The organism is Mycobacterium sp. 1482292.6 (assembly GCF_001672995.1).
GTDB lineage: Bacteria > Actinomycetota > Actinomycetes > Mycobacteriales > Mycobacteriaceae > Mycobacterium > Mycobacterium europaeum_A.
Genome location: NZ_LZKV01000038.1, coordinates 51874 through 69563, shown reverse-complemented (window position 1 = coordinate 69563; position 17690 = coordinate 51874). Strand labels below are relative to the sequence as shown.

Below are 17690 nucleotides of genomic sequence, written 5' to 3'. Positions count from 1 at the left end.
CCGCGGCCATCGTGGTGCTGGCAACGTGCGCCGTCATCGGTGCGGCCCGCCGCGCCGAGGTGGCTCGCCCGGCCGCCGGGTACGACTCGGGGCGGGTGGCCCCGGCCGCCCCGGCCGTGCGGGGAGTCAGCCGGGCCCTGAGCTGGGCCATACCGCTGGCGCCATGGGTGTACGCCTCGGCGACACTGGGTTTCGTCACCATCCCCACCCGGCTGCACACCGCGCTCGCGGCTCCCCTGGCGGCCGGCACGGCCACCCTGATCGTCAACGGTGTCAGTGGCGTCGTACAGGTTCTGGCCCGCGCGCTTCGGTGGGGTCCGCAGTCTGGCACCGTCGGTGCGGTGCTGGCGGCGCTCGGCTACGCGGTAGCCGCACTGGCGCCCCCGGCGCTGACCCCGGCGTTGGGTCTCCCGCTGTTTGTGGTTCTCGGCTGCGCCTCGGGCCTGTGCCTGCGTGAAGGCCTGATCGACCTCGAGGCCGCCGCGCCGCCACGCCTGCGCGGGGCTCTGACCGGAGTGTTCTACGTCGTCACGTACGTCGGCTTTGCCCTGCCGCTGATCCTGGCCATCGTCGGCTCGGCGGTTTCGGTGGTGATCCTGTCCGTGATGGCCGTGCTGGCCACCGTAACGGCGGTCGCCCGGGCGGTGCGGTTACGCCGAGACAGCCACCGCCAGGACTGATTCCTCGCGGCCCGCGCCGGCGATCAAACCAGTTGGCGCAGCGTCTCGATCAGCTTGATCCGCTCCGCCGTGGTCGACGCGATGGGCGCCACGTTGAGGGTGGTGACCCCCGCCTCACGGAACGCCGCCAGCCGCTCCTTGACGAATTCGCGGGTGCCGATCAGGTTGACGTCGCGCACCAGATCGTCGGGCACCACCTTGGCGGCGCCGTCCTTGTCGCCGGCCAGGTAAAGCTCCTGGATCCGGTCGGCCTGCGCGCCGTAGCCGTATTTGGTGGCCAGGGCGTGATAGAAGTTCTTGCCCTTGGCTCCCATCCCGCCGATGTAGAGGGCCAGGTGCGGTTTGACGAATTCCCTTAGCGGCTCGACGTTTTCGCCGATGGCCAGGACGGGACCGGCGTAGATGTCGAGGTCACCAAGCTCGGGGTCGCGCTTGGCCCGGCCGGCGGCCAGGGAGTCCCCCCACACGTCCTGCGCCTTTTCGGGCAGATAGAAGATCGGTTGCCAGCCCTCGGCGATCTCGGCGGCCAGTTCGACGTTCTTGGGTCCCAGCGCGGCCACCAGTATCGGAATACGCTCCCGGACAGGGGAATTGATCAGCTTGAGCGGTTTGCCGAGGCCGGTGCCCTGGTCGGCGGGCAGCGGGATCGTGTAGTGCTTGCCCTGGTGTTGCACAGTCTCGCGTCGCCACACCTGCCGGCAGATCTCGATGACTTCGCGAGTCCGGCCGATCGGGGCGTCGTAGGGAACACCGTGAAATCCCTCGATGACCTGCGGACCGGAAGCGCCCAGGCCCAGGGTGAAACGCCCGTCGGAGACGTAGTCCAGGCCGGCGGCGGTCATCGCGGTGAGGGTCGGGGTTCGGGTGTAGAGCTGCAGGATGCCCGAGGCCAGCCCGACCCGTTCGGTGCTGGCGGCCAGGTAACCCAGCGCGCTCACCGCATCGAACGAATATGCCTCGGGCACAAAGACAATGTCCAGCCCGGCGCGTTCCAGGTCGGCCACCTCGGCGGCGACGTCCTTGAATCCGCCCGCATAGTTGATGCTCAGTCCAATCCGCATGGTCATACTTCTACGCGGTGCCGGATTGATTGGCCAATTCCAGCGCCTCCTGCTGGATGCGACCGAATTGGGCGCCCATCGCCTCGGACAAGGCCGTCGCGCCCGACAGCGGGCGCACCATCACCATGAAGTCGTCGATGCGTCCGTCGTCGTCGAAGTGCAGGAAGTCGCATCCGGTGATCTTCACCCCGGGAGCCCCGGCTATGCCGGTCTCGAACACGAAAGCGTGGTCGCGCCCGCCGGGGTCGTGAATCTCGCGGACGTAGCGGAAGTCCTCGAAGATCCGCAACACCCCGCGCAGGATCGCGGCGGTGATCGGCTTGCCGACGTAGGGCTTGAACGCCACCGGGCTGGTGAAGACCACGGTTTCGGCGAGCATCGCCCGGATGGCCTCCTCGTCGCGCTCTTCGACGGCTTTGCGGAACGGGTGCATGAGCGACCTCGCATAGTCAACTAGTTGAGTACGTGCGGGATCGACGCTAGGGCGCCCGTCGCGCGATGTCCAGAGTGCGATTAGTCACTTTGTTGAATAGTCGCGCCGTTGTAGCATCGACCGATGTCGCTGCGTGACGCGGTGTTGGCCGCCCTTCTCGAGGGCGAATCGTCCGGATACGACCTGGCCAAAGACTTCGATGCTTCCGTCGCAAACTTCTGGCCGGCGACCCCGCAGCAGCTGTATCGCGAACTCGACCGGCTCGCCGAGCAAGGGCTCATCCAGGCCCGACTCGTGCAGCAAGAACGCCGGCCCAACAAGCGCATGTTCTCCCTGACCGAAGCCGGCCGGGACGCGATCCGGCAGTTCACGACCAAGGCGCCGAAACCTTCGGTGATCCGTGACGAACTACTGGTCAAGGTTCAAGCCGCCGACGCCGGCGACATCGAGGCCGTCCGCGAGTTCATCCGCGACCGGCTGCACTGGGCGGGCGCCAAAGTGCAACGTTACGAACGTTTGCGGGCGCGCATGCTGGACGGCCACAGCGAAGAGGAATACCTGGCCCGAACCGAACGAATTGGCCCCTATTTGACGCTGAGCCGGGGAATCTCGTTCGAACAGGAGAACATTCGGTGGGCCGAACGCGCGCTGAGCATTCTCGAACGCCGCGTGCCGGCCACTCGCCGGTGATGCGGCTCAGCGTTCGCGGACCGCGGTGAAGAACTTGGTGCGCAGCAGCCGATCGAACACTACCGGCAGATCCTGGAAGGGCCGTCCGTATTCGGTGGCGGCCTTGTCGACCAGGTCCACGCCGGTGACCCGCCAATGATGTTGGGCAAGAAACTCTTTGGTGTCCGTGCGCGGATCGTCGTACCACAGCTCGGCGACCGGCGGGTGGTCGGTGTCCTGGCTGATGGTGGGGACGTTGTCGGCGAATTCCTGCACTTCGCCGGGGGCCGGCCCGAGCTCGGCGGCTAGGTGGCTACCGGCGGCCGACAACTCGTGCAGCTTGTCGAAGAGCGCGTCCTGCGCGGCCCCGGGCAGATAGGGCAGCAAGCCCTCGAGCGCCCACGCCGTCGATTGGCCGGGGTCGAAGCCGGCCGCAATCAGCTCACCCGCCCAATCGTCACGCAGATCGGTGGCGACGGTGACGCGCCGCGTCGACGGGACGGCCCCCCGCTGGTCGAGGACCCGCTGTTTGAATTCGAGCACCCGCGGCTGATCGACTTCGTACACCGTATGGCCGGCGGGCCACTGCAGGCGGTAGGCGCGAGAATCCAACCCGGCGGCCAGTATGACGGCCTGGCGGGTGCCGGACCGACTGGACTCGGCGAAAAACTCGTCGAAGAATCGCGTGCGCACCCCCACCCACTGTGCATTGAAGGCCGCCGCGCTGGTCATGTCCGTCTTGTCCACTGCCGCAATAAGGTTCGGCTCACCGGCGGCGGCCACGAAGCCGGCGGCGAAGTCGTCGTTCGCCAACGGCGGCCGCAGCCCGGCGTCGAGGGCACGCGCCGCGCACACGGCCAACGCGGTGAAGCCGACACTCGTCACGATGTCCCAGGTATCGCCGGCACTTCGGGCCACAACAGCCTCCCATCAAGTCATCAACCAGGCGCGGCACGATTCGTTCGCACAACTAACGATATCGTACGCCGACCGGTTGAGTGCCCCGATCGGTCCTACGACGAGGCGCCCGCCGCTGCCCCGAGCAGTTCGCTCAACTGCGACGCGGAGTAACACCCCGGGCCCGCGCCATCGCGCACCGCCATGCGCACCGCGCGGGCTACCGCGGCATTCAGCGGGGCCCTGTTGCCGTGCCGGTGCGCGATCCGGGCGATCTCGCCGTTGAAGAAATCCGTCTCGACGTTGCCGGTGTTACGGCTGAACGACTGCCAGGTCGAGTTGCTCGGCCCACCGTCCCATCCGGGGACGGGGCGGATGACCGGACCGTCCGCTCGCACCGCCCGCGACGTTTCGAACGGCACGAATTCGATTCCCGCAGAGCGCAAGACATTTTCACCCTCGGCCCGCAGCGCATCGAGTATCTCACCGGCGTCCGTCGCGCCGGCGGTCAGCGCCCCCACCCCGTTTCCGAGGTTGCTCAGCAACTTGTTGTACTTCCACGGGGCGACGTCGGGTGTGATTCGGGTGCGGATGCCCGCCTCGCTCCAGGCCTCGGCGAGGCCGGTCAGCAGGTCGGCATCGGCCGCCTCGCCCGCTCCCGCGGGCCAGCGTGCGATGTGAAACTGGCCGGCCACCGGCCACGACCGCACGATCACTTCCCCGGGTTCGACGTGCACGGCAGGCAACCACACACAGACGCCGAACACGCGAGCGAAATAGCGCAGCGCCTTCTCCTCGGCGGCAACACCGTTGAGCGCGGTCATCGCCGGCAGCAATTCACCTGCGGTGCCCCGTGTTCCGCGCACCGGGCGGTCGACCCACTCCTGCAAGGCCGCGTCGAGTTGCTGGGTTTTCGTCGTGAAGACCAGCACGTCGCGCTCGGTCAGTTGCACCTGGTCGGGCCGCGACGCGACGGTGACCGGTGTGCGCCACGCGCCGTCCGGCGTCCGCAGCGTCAAGCCATCGGCCGCCAGCACCTCGGCATGCCGGCCGCGGGCAACCAAGACGGTGGAAGTTTCTGCCCTCGCCAGCAATCCGCCCAGCGTGCCGCCGATGGCTCCGGCACCGATGATCACGTATCGGCGATCGTCCCGCTCCGCCATCGCCCCGCCCCCTCTGAAGTCGCCATCCTCCACGGCGAGATTACGTGCCGGTGCCCGGCTGCGCCGCCGGCCGCGGCGCTAGCCTGAGGAATGACCGAATACCGCTCGCCCTCGACCGGCCGGGCCGTACGCGCCGTTTTCTTCGATACCTTCGGAACAGTCGTCGATTGGCGATCCGGAATCGCCGCCACGGTACGACAATTCGCCCGACGCCACGACGTCAGCCTCGACCCGGACGCGTTCGCAATCGACTGGCGGAGCCGATACCTACCCTCGATGGCCGAAATCCGTTCGGGCCGCCGGGAATTCGTGTCACTGGATATCCTGCATCGAGAGAACCTCCTCGCATCACTCGAGCAGTTCGGCGTCGCTGTCGGCGCGCTGCCCGGCGACGAGGTCGACGCACTCGCCCGCTCGTGGCGCTGGCTGCCGCCGTGGCCGGACAGCGTCGACGGCATCGCGGCCATGAAGCGACACGTGATCGTCGGGCCGCTGTCCAACGGCAACACCGGGCTGCTGGTCGAGATGGCCAAGTTCGCCGGCCTGCCGTGGGACGTGGTGCTCGGTTCCGATGTCGAAAAGGCTTACAAGCCCGACCCGCGCGCCTACCACACTCCCGCACGTTTCCTTGGCCTGGAACCGGGTGAGGTGATGCTCATCGCGGCGCACCCCTCCGACTTAGACGCCGCCCAAAACGCCGGCCTGGCGACCGGTTACGTCGCGCGGCCCGACGAATACGGCCCGGGGCGGGAATCACCGGTCGAGTCCACCGGCGCGTGGGACGTCTCGGGCACGTCGCTGGGCGAATTGGCCGGCTCGCTGTTCGGTGCGCCGGATCCACGATAATGCGGCGCCGCCGCATGGTTTCGATCCGACTGCGCCGATGCGGCCGCTACCGCATCACACCCGAGGCCGTAGCGGACGCAGGCGCGGGGCGGCGTAGCGGGCCGCCGCTGCGATAGGGAATGGGAGGCTCGGCGACGGCGTTTACCTCGGGGTGGCGACGCCCACGCGCCGGTGCGGCCGGTCGTCGGCCGAGTCGATCGCGGTTGGGCGCCGAGGATGCCGAGAGGGTTGGACGTGAGATTTCTGCTGATCACACTCATCACCCATGTGCCGGACCTGGTCTCCGGGTCGAAGTCGAGCCCGGCCGATCGGCTGCGTGATGTCCTCGACAAAGCCGTGCTCGCCGAGGAACTCGGGTTCGACGGCTTCGCTGTCGGTGAGCGTCACGAAGACCCGTTCATCTCGTCCTCCCCACCGGTGGTGCTCAGCAACATCGCGGCGCGCACCTCGAAGATCGCCTTGTTCACCGGGGTTACCACGCTGAGCCTGCTGGATCCGGTGCGCGCCTTCGAGGATTACTCGACGCTGGACAATCTGTCCGGTGGGCGGCTCGAACTGATCATCGGAAAGGGCAACGGAGCGGCGCAGGCCGAACTGTTCCACGTGACCCCCGAGGATCAGTGGGACCGCAATCGCGAAGGCTACGAGCTGTTTCGCCTGCTGTGGGACAGTGAGAACGTGACGTGGTCGGGGCGGTTCCGTCCGCCACTCGTCAACGCCAAGGCACTTCCCCGCCCGTTGCAGCGCCGCATCCGGATCTGGCACGGCAGCGCGACGAGTAAGGATTCCGTCGATCTCGCGGCGCGCCACGGCGATCCGATCTTCTCCGCCAATGTCAGCAATCCCATCGAGTCGTACGCCGAGCTGGTTCGTCACTACCGGCAGCGGTGGGAGTTCTACGGCCACCGGCCCGAGGACGCCCTCGTCGGCGCGGGAACGGCCGGGTTCTACATCACCCGGAACTCACAGGACGCCGTGGCGACCTACCGGCCGATGTTCGAGGCGCGTCTGGCGTTCGCGCGCCGCACCGGCCTTCCCGTGGTGTTCGAGTCGATCGAAGACTTCGTCGAGCGAAGCTCGGCGTTGGTGGGCAGTCCCGCGCAGGTGATTGACAAGGTCGGGCGCTACCACCGGGAACTCGGGCACGAGGTGATGCATCTGTCCGCCGATGCCGACGGGGTGACGCGCGACCAACAGCGCCGCAGCCTCGAGCTGTTCCAGTCCGAAGTGGCCCCCGTTCTCCGCGAGAGCATCCCGAGCCGGCCGCTCATCGCCCAGGCGCCTCTCGAAGAGGTTGCGCTGTAACTACTTCCACGCAAACACCGGTTGTTCCAACCCGTCGACCGGATCACCGCGCCCCTCCAGGCCCAGCCACCGCAGCTGCAGCAGCACGGCGCCCGTCGGTGCGTGGATGAGGTCGTTGCCCAGCGGGATCTGCACGACCGGCCGTGGGCTCTCCGGGATGGTGATGAACCGCGGCGAGTCGTCGCGCTGCAGTTGGTGCAACCCCACCCGGTAGACCGCCACCACCTCGTCGGGCGCGGGATGTAGCTCGAGCCGCCCGCCTCCCCAGAGCACCACCGGCGTGATCACGTATCCGGATCGGGTGGGGTAGTCGTCGAGCAGGCCCAGGACCGTCGAATCGGACAGCTCGACGCCGACCTCCTCGCGCAGTTCGCGCAGCGCCGCGTCGACCACGGTCTCGCCAGGGTCGAGGCGGCCGCCGGGCAGAGCCCACTGTGCCGCGTGCGTGCTGAGACGAGAGGCCCTGCGGCACAGCAGAAAAGCGGCGCCGCCGGAGACATCGACCATGCGGCCGTCCAGGTGGGCCGCGGGCAACGGGCGACCGGCATTCCAATCGTCCACCGCCACCGGGTCCACCCGGTCCTCCCCCACCTCGGAGTCGACGAGCACCACCGCGACGGCCGCGTGCCGCTTCGTCGGGTCGGTCACCGCGCGGCGGCTATGGCCGGCCAGATTGTTCCGGATCCGCTCGCGCAGGGGCCGGTCGTAGGGGATGGTCACGCCTCGAGCCTAGGCTGAGGCGTTTTCACGCCGCGCAGATCCGTGCTTGGTCGGGGCCGGCGCCAGTGGTTAACTGCGAGCATGCGAAGACAACCGGTGCTGGCCCGACGCTTCTTCGATCGCTACGAACCGGTGCACGCGGTGACGTATTTCGCGCCCGAAGCGCGGGCGGCGTTGGACGCGCTCGGTTATCGGGGTTTTTGGATGGGCTATTTCGCGGCCCGCTCGGCGCCGCTGGGCGCCGCGACCCGGGAGTTGGTCACGGCGATCTTCTACAATTTCGCCCCCGAACGGGTCGCCAAGGCACTGCCGGCGGCGTGGGAGATCGCGGGCCCGCAGGCCGCGTTGCAGGCCAGGCACGAATCCGCGGTGGCGGCGTTACGCCGCTACGGACTCGGCGCCGACGAAAAGGTCCGCGTCGCAGCCGAACTGGCGGGCAAGGCGGCCCGCCACGCGCCTCTGGATGGGCGTCCCCTGTTCGCGGCGAATCTGGCATTGCCCTGGCCGGACGATCCGTTGTCGGCGCTGTGGCACGCCACCACGCTGTTGCGCGAGCACCGCGGCGACGCCCACGTGGCCGTGCTCGCCGCGGCCGGCATCTCCGGGCGCGAATCGAACGTCCTACATGCCGCGGCCGGCAACGTGTCTCGCGACTACCTCGCCCGCACCCGTGACTACGACGAGGCATCCTGGCGTCACCACGAGCAACGACTCGCCGAGCGGGGGCTGCTCGATGACGGCGGAGCGCTGACTCCGGCCGGGCGTCAACTGAAGGACCACATCGAATTGATGACCGACACGCTGGCCCTGTCCGCGCTCGACCCGCTCAGCGACGACGAGGTGGAGACGCTGTTCTCAGCGCTCACCCCGATCACCCGCGCCGTGGTCGCGGGCGGCGACGTTCCCGCCCTCACCCCGATGACGTTGCGCCGTGACGAATTACACGATGACAGCGCGCATTTGGCGGATCGATGAGCGGCCAGCGGGTGCCCGGCGGGGTGGTGCACAAATTGCCCGCGGATCTGCGCGACGCGTTGATCGGCAACGCCACGGCGCTTGGCGCCTGGCGCGACATCACGCCGTTGGCCCGAAACGAGTTCATCTGTTGGGTCGAGGATGCCAAGCAGCAGGCAACTCGGGAGCGCCGCATCCGCCGGACCCAGGAGGAGCTGGAGGAGGGCAAGCGCCGGCCGTGCTGCTGGCCGGGCTGCAAGCACCGCGAACGCACCGGAAAGTAGTGCCGCAGAGGCACTCTCGGCAAAAGCGCGGCTACTTGGTCAGTGGTTTGTAGAAGACCAGGCCGTTGCCCTTGTTGTCATAGACCACGGCCCGTCGTTCGTGGGCATCGTCGTAGGGGCCGTGCACGATGCCGCCACCGCTGGCCTCGACGGCCTTGGCCGCGGCGTCGACGTCCGCGGTCTTGATGCCGACCACGACCTGCCCGGGGATGGGATGGTCCACCGCGGTCGCCAGCGCCAGCGTGACCGGGCCCGCGTCGAGGGCCGCGAAGTGCGCGCCGTCGCGAAACTTCAGCGGCATGCCAAGGGTTTCGCTGTAGAACCGGATCGACTCGTCGAGGTCGTCAGTCGACAAGATGATCATCTTCGCTTCGTGCCCGCTCACGGCGCCTCCTATGTCCGGGTCGCCACCAGACTAGCGCCGCGGTGTGCTCAGGCGGCGCCGGACGGAAGCGCTTGGCCGTCACCGTAATCCATCGGCGGGGCCTCGCCATGCCCTGCACCGCGGTAGGCCACGGCGGTAGCCAGGGCCTTGCCGCCCTCGATGGTCCCCACCACAACGACTTTGTCGTTGACCGTGAAACGCGGTGCGGCCGTGATGGGTTGGCGGTTACCGTGATTGACGACGGTGGTGTTCGGGGTGAAGCCATACGTCTGCACGTGCCCGTCGGCGCCGCGCATGGTCACCGAGTCCGCCGACACGGCCACCACGGTTCCTTCCTGGCTCACCGGCTGCGAGACGGCCGGCGGCTCGAGATTGGCGGCAACGGCGCGCTTCTCGGGGTGGCCTGCGTTGAGCACCAGCGCCATCAGGCACGCGGCGCCCAACAGCGAAGTGGAGACGATTTCGCACATCGTCGCGGCGCCGGAAAGCCCGCGTCGCCGACCACGGTCGGTCGGCGTCGGCTTTTGCTCCGGTGGCTCCGGCATGCGGTGTTTGGCGCTCACGGTCAGTCCTTCCAGCGGCGCTGCACCAAAGGACATCGGCGCCCACCGAATCAGGTTGTTGCCGGGGAAATTACCCGCGGCTGTGGTGCGGTAAACCCGGCAGTGCTGCCACCGGCGCTGTTACGGGGCTATCGCATACCGCGGCGCAGGTCCCGCGGGTGCGGTCAACAACGCGCCGACCTCGGCAAGCGACCCCGGGCCGGCGACCAATTCGGGCCACGGGAAACGCTCGCGCGTGCGCTGCAAGAAGCTCAGCGCCGCGGTCAGGTGCCGCGGTTCGTAGTTGTGCACACCCAGGATGGACAGTTGGCGGCGCACCACCGATTCGGCGTCCACCGCCACGGCCGCGTTCGGCGCGACCGAACCCGCCAGCACGGCTATCCCTTGGACGTCGAGGGCGGCCAACCCGCCTTCCAGCGCTGGCGGCACGCCGGCCAAGTCCAGCAACACGTCGCACGTGCCGGCTCCGGATGCCGAACCTCGCGCATCGCCGGCGCCGAATCTGCGCGCCAGTTGCCTTCTGACCACGTCCGGATCGACGGCGGTCACCGCCGCGGCGCCACCGATTCCGGCCGCGGCGACCGCGGTCAGACCGAGCATGCCGGCGCCAAGCACGAGCACCCGTCGCCCGTTCAGGTCTCCCGCGCGTTCGATCACGGACATGACCGTGGCCGTCGCACAGGCCGCCGGTGCGGCGACCGCGTCGATGAGGTCGTCGTCGACCACCGCGATGGGCAAACCGCGGGGAAGGAAAACGTGCTGGGCGTAGCCGCCGGACAGTCCCCATTCGGAGTCCAGTGCCTCATGGCCGGCCTTGCGCACGACGCGGCACTTCGCCGTGACGCCCGCGCGACACCGGTCGCAGGTGCCGCACGGCAGCGTCACGCACCAGATGACGCGTTGACCAACGCGCAAAGCCCGGCCGTCTACGGCCGCGGGCCGGCCGCCGCCCAGCGCCACGATCTCACCGACGGCCTCGTGACCCAGGATCGACGGGCACGGCTGGCGGCGCCGCCCACCCACGGTGTGCCTGTCGCTGCCGCACACCGTGGCGAGCCGGACTCGCACCAACACATCGCCCGGCCGCAACGGCGGAACGGGCACCGATTCCACCGAGACGTCGGGACCGCCACGCCACACGGCCGCCAGCGTGTGCGCGACCGGCATCGGCTGCGTCACGAGGGGCCGGCCGCCAGGTTGCTGGCCTCGAGGAGCGCGGGCAGGTCGGCCACGGACGCGAGCAGATGGGTGTGTCGATACCTGCCGAGCTCGACGGCGTCGTCGGCCCCCGACAGGACGCCGACGACAAGCGCCGCACCCGAGTTGGTTCCGGCTTGTAGGTCGCGCGGGGTGTCGCCGGCGACGAGTACCCGGGACACGTCGGTGACACCGAGCTTCTCCATGGCCCGAAAGATCATGAAGGGCGCTGGGCGTCCGGCCGCGACGTCACTGCCACACACGACCGCGTCCACGGTCGACTCGCCTTCCCAGCCCAGAGCGGCTAACAACGAATCGACGATGTCACGGTCGAACCCGGTGGTGAGAGCGATCCGGATACCTTCGGATCGCAGCGCGGCCATCGCGTCGGTGATGCCGGGCAGCGGGCGCGGCGGAGAGGCCGCGTAGGCGGACGTCAGCCGGGCACGGAAGTCAGCGACGACGGCGTCCAGCAGGTCCGCGTTCGGCGGGGCGCCACCTGATGGGGTGAGCAGCGCCCGCAGCGCCTCGTGCTTTGCCGCCCCGTGCCAGCGTGCGATGTCGGCCTCGGACGGCGACGCTCCGTAGGCGTTCGCCGTTTCGGCGAGGACCCGGTAGACCTGCTGGCCCTCGTCGATGGTGGTGCCGGCCATGTCCAACACGGCCAGTTCGACCCGGGTGGTCATCGGGCGTCGACCTCCGTTCCCGGCTTGGCGTTTCGGCTCAGGGCGCAGCGCGCGTCCAAGGTGTTCTCCAGCGTGAAACTGACCATGCCCGGCAGATAGCGGTCGTCGTGGTACTCGATGACCTCACCATCGGCGCCCCGGGTACTCCGTTGCTGCCGCAGTAGCGGATCGCCCTGCGCCACAGCGAGATACGTCGCATCGATCCGGTCGGCCGCGACCGCGTCGATGACGTGCGAGGCGGTCGAGAACCGCACTCCCTGCGACAGCAGGTAGGCCCACAGCGACCCCGAGTCGCAATCGAAGTCGAACAACCGGCGACCGACGTGCTCGACGAAGGTCGCTCGTTCCAGCATCGCGGGCTCGCCGTCGAGGTAGCGCAACCGCAACATCTGCACGACCGGGGCTCCCTCGTCGAGATGCAGTACCGAGGCCGCGTGTTCGTCGGCTCGGCGCCAAGCCAATTCGAGCGTGCGCTGTCCGGGCGTGCGCCCAATCGAATGGGCCCACGCGGAATAGGACAGCAGCGTGTCGAACGGCTGGCCGACCGACGCCGTACAGACGACGGGCCGTTTCCCGCGGCCGCCGGCGATGACGCCCTCGGCACGCAAGGCGGCCAGCGCCTGGCGGACAGGTCCGCGTGACGCTTTCCAGCGGTCACAGAGTTGGGATTCCGACGGAAGCTCGGAACCCACGGGCAGGTCTCCGACCCGGATCTGCTCCCGCAGGCTGTCGGCGATCATCTCGTGCAGCGCCATTGCCATGTACTTGACTATACATGTCGCCGGAACGGCGCTCGACCCGCTGGCCACTGAATATCCTTGAGGTTACTAATCATTGAACATCAACATAAATGGCGGTACGTCGTTGACTTGCGTCTAGCGTGTGGTGGACGGTACTTATCATGACAAGTCCCGGACCGCGGCGCGACGCCATGCCCTCCGCATCGGCCCATGCCGGCGTCGCCAAGTCGATCGACGACGCGAAGCTCGACATATTCCACTTCAAGGCCGCGGCGACCGCGGGAGCCGGATTCTTCACGGACTCATACGATCTCAACGTGATCGGCACGGTCACCCTGCTGGCCACCCCGCAGTTCCACCTCACCGGCGGGCAGATTTCGATGCTGACGAGTTCGACACTGCTCGCAGTCGCGTTGGGCGCCATAGCCTTCGGTCGCCTCGGCGACATGCTCGGCCGCCGCCGCGTCTACGGCTTGGAAGCGGTCCTGATGATCATCGGGGCGCTGCTCTCCGCGTTCGCTCCCAACTTCACCATCCTGCTCGTCGCGCGGCTGATACTCGGAATCGGCATCGGGGGCGACTATCCCGCCAGCGGCGTCATCATGGCCGAATACGCCAATCGGCGAAACCGCGGTCAGCTGGTCGGCCTGACCTTCATCTTCTACGTGTTCGGCCAAGTCGCGGCATATCTTGTCAGCCTGCTCGTGCTGGCCATCGGCGTGCCCGACCACATCGCCTGGCGACTGATACTGGGGATCGGCGTCATCCCGTCCCTGCTGGTGCTGTATCAGCGTCGCCACATGCCCGAGTCACCGCGCTGGACGGCCGAGCGTGGCGACGAGCAGCAGGCGCTGAAAGACTTTGCGGCGTTTGCTCAATCGCGCGCGACATTCGCCTCACCTGCCGTCGGCGCGACGCCCGCCGCCAAGATCGGACTGTCCAACCGCAAGCTCCTCACGGTCCTGTTGGGCACCGCGGGTAGCTGGTTCTTCTTCAACGTCGCCGTCTATGGCAGCTACGTCAGCCAACCACTGCTCATCAAGCACATCACGCCCCACGGCAGTGTGCTGTCCAACATCGCCCTGAACGCGGTGCTCGTCATCTGTTTCGGCCTCGGCGGCGCGATCGCGGGCCTGCTGGTGCTCGACCGGGTGCCACGACGCACGTTGCAAGGGCTCGGGTTTGGCATCTGCGCGCTGGCAATGCTGCTGATAACGGCCTTCCCGATCATCAGCGCCTCGGTAGTGCCGTTCGCGATCGTGTTCGGCATGTCGTTGTTCGGGGTCGCCTTCGGACCCAACTACACCACCATGCTTCTCGCCGCGGAGTCCTATCCCACCGCGGTGCGCAGCACGTTCCACGGCCTTTCCTCCGCCATCGCGAAGGTCGGGGCGTTCCTGGGTGCGCTGTTCGTGCCGCTCCTGCTCAGCGGAGCCGGGTTACGAGCGGTGACCCTGTTGGGGTTTTGCTGCTACGCGGCGGGTATCGCCACCACCGTCTTGGTACGCGAACCCGCGGGACTCGCGCTCGACGACGTCAGCGATGGCCTTCGCCGCCGCGGCGCACGAACCGGCGTGACAACCGAAACCCCTGCGCCGGAACGGCTTTCGGCCTGATGGTCAGGTGCGAAGTCAGCTCTTGGTGAGGGTGAACTGCGCTACGTCGGTGTAGCCCTCGCGGAACAGGTCCGCGCATCCGGTCAGGTACTTCATGTACCGGTCGTAGACCTCTTCGGACTGGATCGCGATGGCCTCGTCCCTGCGCGCCTCCAGGGCGGCCGACCAGGTGTCGAGCGTGCGGGCGTAGTGCAGGCGCAGCGGCTGGTAACGGTCGAGGCTGAAGCCGGCGCGCTCGGCGTGCTCGACGACGCCCTTGGCCTGGGGCAGGTCACCGCCCGGGAAGATCTCGTCCATGATGAATTTCATGAACCGGATCTTGGTCATGGTGATGGGCAGCCCGCGCTCGGCGAATTCCTCGTCGCTGGGCTTGATGATGGTGTGCAGCATCATCACCCCATCGGCCGGCAGCGCCTCATAGGCCATCTTGAAGAAGTCGGGGTACCGGTCCCGGCCGAAGTGTTCGAATGCGCCGATCGACACGATGCGGTCGACCTTCTCGTCGAACTGCTCCCAGCCCTGCAGCAGCACCCGCTTGGACCGCGTCGAGGGGTGGCTGTCCAGACGGCGCTGCACGTGCGCCTGCTGGTTGCGGCTCAGCGTCAGGCCGACCACGTTGACGTCGTAACGCTCGAGCGCCCGGACGATCGTGGTGCCCCACCCGCACCCGATGTCGAGCAGCGTCATGCCGGGCTGCAGGCCGAGCTTGCCGAGCGAGAGGTCGACCTTCGCGTACTGCGCCTCTTCCAGCGACATGTCCTCGCGCTCGAAATAGGCGCAGCTATAGGTCCGCGTCGGGTCCAGGAAGAGCGCGAAGAATTCGTCGGACAGGTCGTAGTGCGCTTGTACGTCCTCGAAGTGCGGTTCCAAGCTGACGGCATCGCCGGGTTTTTCGGACAAGGCACAACCTCTGACTGGTTCTTATTGTTTTACCGGGTGCGATCGAAGCAGATCGCCTGACTGACGCCCCAGTGTATCCGCCCGGATGTCCGCGCCTGCCCGGCGAGTTGCTGTTCAAGGCGCCGAGCCTGCGGACGGGGGCCGACGCTGTTGCCCGCACCGCGACGTCACCGGATGACTGACGCGGGCGTCAAATTGGTATCGAGCTGCGGGGCAGGTGAACTCGACGAAGGCGTACGATCCGGCTGGCTGGACGCGGTTGACGGATCCCGCGCCGGGTTGTTATCTCAGCTGATGAACCGGGTAAGCCCCGGGCTGACCGGTGTTCAGAGAGGCGGAACTCTCCGATGGCTGACATCACCATGTTGATCCTTGCCGACCATGAGTGGTTCCGCGAGCAGTTCGCGCTGCTGGACGACCTGCAGGCGCACAGTCCCGACGACCGGGCGGCGCTCAAGCGGGTATGGCGTCCGCTCGCCGACAAGCTGGACGTGCACGCCTACATCGAAGAAAAGATCTTCTACCCGCAGTTGCTCAAACGCGGGGGCGAGGACGCCGAAGGCGAGACCCTCGACGCGATCGGTGATCACAACGACATCCGCGACGGCGTGCGCGAGGCCAACGCCGCCCCGCTCGGCAGTGACCAGTGGTGGGCGGCGGTCGGGCGAACCCGGGTGGCCAACGACGATCACATGGGTGAAGAGGAACGAGAAGGGCTGTCGGATTTTCGCCGCAACGCCCCCATCGGGCTTCGCGATGCGCTCGGGCGCCAGTACAGCGAGTTCATGGCCGAGCACCCCACCACCGAGGGGCTGCCGATCGAGGATCGCGACCCGCGTCGCTACGTCGAGCAGTTCGAGGAGACGTCCCAGACCAAACCCACCGACTTCTCGCTGCGCATCGGGAGCCTCAAAGGCCAGTGAGGCGTCCGCGACCGCCGGGACGTGACGCGAATAACCAATCCGGCGCCGGCGTTGCCGTCGCACCGTCGTCGTCGCCGCTCGCGAGGCGGGTCTAGCTGGCATTTGCCGGACGCGACCGCGCCCGCGCATGCGTTCGCCGGACCGTCGCGCCAGCCCGCCGACACGCGCGATTACCCGACCCCGCTGGTTCGTCCCGGGAATGTTTCGGGTAAGCCATCAGTCGATGGGTACTCGACGCCGCCGGAGGAAATGGGCACGTAAAGACATCAGGGTCGCCGATCCGGCGATGCGGCAGACCATCATGGGCACCGCGATCGGCAACTTCATGGAGTGGTACGACTTCGGCGTCTACGGCTATATCGCGACCACGATCGCGCAGGTGTTCTATCCCGGCAAAAGCGTCAGCGGCGTCCACCTGATCGCCACCTTCGGCACGCTGGCGGCGGCCTTCGTGGTGCGGCCGCTCGGCGGCTTCATCTTCGGTCCGCTGGGCGACCGCATCGGCCGGCACCGGGTCCTGGTGGTGACCATCCTCATGATGACGATCAGCACGACCATGACGGGGCTGCTGCCCACCTACAGCACCATCGGGATCTGGGCGCCGATCCTGCTCGTCATCGCCCGAATATTTCAGGGCCTGTCCACCGGCGGTGAGTACGTCGGCGCGATGACCTACCTGGTCGAACAGGCCCCCGACCACAAACGCGGCATGATGGTCGGGTTCTTGCCGATGGGCAACCTGGTCGGCTTCGTCCTCGCCGGGATGCTGGTGACGGGGCTGCAGACCTGGCTGCCGGACGACGACATGCTGGCGTACGGCTGGCGGATTCCGCTGCTGCTGGGCCTGCCCTTCGGCCTGGTCGCCCTGTTCTTACGGCTCCGGCTCAAGGAGTCCTCCGCCTACCAGAGCGCGCACGACGATGCGCCCTCGGCGGACGACCAAGGCGGGCAGCAGATTCGGCGGACGATCGCGGCCCAGTGGCGTCCGATGCTGATCTGCGCGGCGCTGGTGCTGACCTCCCAGGTCGCCGACTTCATGCTCACCGGGTATCTGCCGACGTATCTGCGGCTGTTCGTGCGCGTCGGACACACCGCCGGGCTGGTGATGATCGTCTCGACGCTGGCGATCTTGATGGTCACCGTGGTGCTCGTCGCCAGCTTGTCTGACCGCATCGGCGTCAAACCCATCATGTGGACCGGCTGCGGGCTGCTGATCGTGGCCTCGATCCCGGCGTTCTGGCTCATCCGCTTCGGCGGCCTGTACCCGGTGATCTTCATCGGCGTCCTGCTGATCGGCCTGATGGAGCTGTGCTTCGACAGCACCGGCCCCGCCATGTTGCCCGCACTGTTTCCCACCAACGTGCGCTACGGGGCACTGGCCATCTCGTACAACATCTCGATTTCACTGGTCGGCGGCGTTACGCCGCTGATCGCCCAAGCGCTGGTCTCCGGCACCGGCAACGTGATGGTGCCGGCTTACATGCTGATCTTCGGCGGCGTGGTGGGCGCCATCACGTTGCTGTTCACCCCGGAAGTCGCCGGCAAGCCGTTGCTCGGCTCCGGGCCTGCCGTCGAAACCGAGCGCGAGGCTCGCGAGCTCGCCGAGGGCGTCAGGTAGCGGACGGCCCGCGCAGTTTCTTCGGTTTTTGCTCGTGGGCGTTTATTTGG

19 protein-coding genes and 1 pseudogene are annotated in these 17690 nt (G+C 67.7%); 9 read left to right on the top strand and 11 right to left on the bottom strand.

All coding sequences use genetic code 11. From position 1 onward, the window contains the following. Positions 1-680: pseudogene (locus A5624_RS02980) on the top strand (MFS transporter); the annotation flags it as partial. Between the two features lie 23 nt (positions 681-703). Here A5624_RS02980 and A5624_RS02975 read toward each other — a convergent pair. Then, positions 704-1741, bottom strand: coding sequence for an LLM class F420-dependent oxidoreductase (locus tag A5624_RS02975; protein WP_066861294.1), 1038 nt, complete (start codon positions 1739-1741; stop codon positions 704-706). A gap of 10 nt (positions 1742-1751) precedes the next feature. Further along, positions 1752-2174: a nuclear transport factor 2 family protein gene (locus A5624_RS02970; RefSeq protein ID WP_066861253.1), complete on the bottom strand. Its 423-nt coding sequence runs from the start codon at positions 2172-2174 to the stop codon at positions 1752-1754. Positions 2175-2297: 123 nt separating this feature from the next. Here A5624_RS02970 and A5624_RS02965 point away from each other — a divergent pair, with 123 nt between their 5' ends. Beyond that, on the top strand, positions 2298-2864 hold the full coding sequence (locus A5624_RS02965) for a PadR family transcriptional regulator (RefSeq protein WP_066861250.1): 567 nt from the start codon (positions 2298-2300) through the stop codon (positions 2862-2864). Positions 2865-2870: 6 nt separating this feature from the next. Here the strand turns inward: A5624_RS02965 and A5624_RS02960 are convergent, their stop codons facing one another. Both A5624_RS02960 and A5624_RS02955 read right to left on the bottom strand, forming a co-directional pair. After that, complete coding sequence (locus A5624_RS02960; protein ID WP_066861247.1) at positions 2871-3761, bottom strand: SAM-dependent methyltransferase; 891 nt, start codon at positions 3759-3761, stop codon at positions 2871-2873. A gap of 95 nt (positions 3762-3856) precedes the next feature. Continuing rightward, positions 3857-4903, bottom strand: a complete 1047-nt coding sequence (locus tag A5624_RS02955) for a ketopantoate reductase family protein (RefSeq protein WP_066861245.1) — start codon at positions 4901-4903, stop codon at positions 3857-3859. 90 nt (positions 4904-4993) lie between these two features. Here A5624_RS02955 and A5624_RS02950 point away from each other — a divergent pair, with 90 nt between their 5' ends. Next, positions 4994-5749: a haloacid dehalogenase type II gene (locus A5624_RS02950; protein WP_066861242.1), complete on the top strand. Its 756-nt coding sequence runs from the start codon at positions 4994-4996 to the stop codon at positions 5747-5749. A gap of 234 nt (positions 5750-5983) precedes the next feature. After that, positions 5984-7054 carry an LLM class flavin-dependent oxidoreductase gene (locus tag A5624_RS02945; RefSeq protein ID WP_066861290.1) on the top strand — a complete coding sequence of 357 codons (1071 nt, stop codon included), beginning with the start codon at positions 5984-5986 and terminating at the stop codon, positions 7052-7054. Here A5624_RS02945 and A5624_RS02940 read toward each other — a convergent pair whose 3' ends face one another. Continuing rightward, a complete protein-coding gene (locus A5624_RS02940) occupies positions 7055-7774 on the bottom strand; it encodes a CoA pyrophosphatase (RefSeq protein WP_066861239.1) in 720 nt (239 codons plus the stop codon). It lies immediately after the preceding gene. A gap of 81 nt (positions 7775-7855) precedes the next feature. On the opposite strand from A5624_RS02940, the gene A5624_RS02935 reads away from it, so the two are divergent. Next, on the top strand, positions 7856-8749 hold the full coding sequence (locus A5624_RS02935; protein WP_066861236.1) for a hypothetical protein: 894 nt from the start codon (positions 7856-7858) through the stop codon (positions 8747-8749). Beyond that, a complete protein-coding gene (locus A5624_RS02930) occupies positions 8746-9012 on the top strand; it encodes a YdeI/OmpD-associated family protein (protein WP_066861233.1) in 267 nt (88 codons plus the stop codon). Before A5624_RS02935 ends, A5624_RS02930 begins: the two co-directional genes overlap by 4 nt. Before the next feature lie 31 nt (positions 9013-9043). On the opposite strand, the gene A5624_RS02925 is transcribed toward A5624_RS02930, so the two are convergent. The 5 genes from A5624_RS02925 to A5624_RS02905 form a co-directional block, all read right to left on the bottom strand. After that, positions 9044-9397, bottom strand: a complete 354-nt coding sequence (locus A5624_RS02925; RefSeq protein ID WP_066861230.1) for a VOC family protein — start codon at positions 9395-9397, stop codon at positions 9044-9046. Positions 9398-9444: 47 nt separating this feature from the next. Continuing rightward, complete coding sequence (locus A5624_RS02920; RefSeq protein WP_066861227.1) at positions 9445-9996, bottom strand: hypothetical protein; 552 nt, start codon at positions 9994-9996, stop codon at positions 9445-9447. Positions 9997-10080: 84 nt separating this feature from the next. Beyond that, on the bottom strand, positions 10081-11127 hold the full coding sequence (locus A5624_RS02915; protein WP_066861287.1) for a zinc-binding dehydrogenase: 1047 nt from the start codon (positions 11125-11127) through the stop codon (positions 10081-10083). A gap of 8 nt (positions 11128-11135) precedes the next feature. Beyond that, on the bottom strand, positions 11136-11843 hold the full coding sequence (locus tag A5624_RS02910) for a phosphonatase-like hydrolase (RefSeq protein ID WP_066861224.1): 708 nt from the start codon (positions 11841-11843) through the stop codon (positions 11136-11138). Beyond that, positions 11840-12604 (bottom strand): GntR family transcriptional regulator, encoded by a 765-nt coding sequence (locus tag A5624_RS02905; protein ID WP_066861221.1) that lies wholly within the window; start codon positions 12602-12604, stop codon positions 11840-11842. The genes A5624_RS02910 and A5624_RS02905 overlap by 4 nt, the downstream gene beginning before the upstream one ends. Before the next feature lie 140 nt (positions 12605-12744). Between A5624_RS02905 and A5624_RS02900 the strand changes: the two genes are divergently transcribed. Beyond that, positions 12745-14199 (top strand): MFS transporter, encoded by a 1455-nt coding sequence (locus A5624_RS02900; RefSeq protein ID WP_066861218.1) that lies wholly within the window; start codon positions 12745-12747, stop codon positions 14197-14199. A 15-nt stretch (positions 14200-14214) separates the two neighbouring features. On the opposite strand, the gene A5624_RS02895 is transcribed toward A5624_RS02900, so the two are convergent. Next, complete coding sequence (locus A5624_RS02895; protein WP_066861215.1) at positions 14215-15099, bottom strand: cyclopropane mycolic acid synthase family methyltransferase; 885 nt, start codon at positions 15097-15099, stop codon at positions 14215-14217. A 347-nt stretch (positions 15100-15446) separates the two neighbouring features. On the opposite strand from A5624_RS02895, the gene A5624_RS02890 reads away from it, so the two are divergent. Next, positions 15447-16022 (top strand): hemerythrin domain-containing protein, encoded by a 576-nt coding sequence (locus A5624_RS02890; protein ID WP_066861212.1) that lies wholly within the window; start codon positions 15447-15449, stop codon positions 16020-16022. 286 nt (positions 16023-16308) lie between these two features. Beyond that, complete coding sequence (locus A5624_RS02885; RefSeq protein WP_066861209.1) at positions 16309-17640, top strand: MFS transporter; 1332 nt, start codon at positions 16309-16311, stop codon at positions 17638-17640. Positions 17641-17690 lie beyond the last annotated feature (50 nt).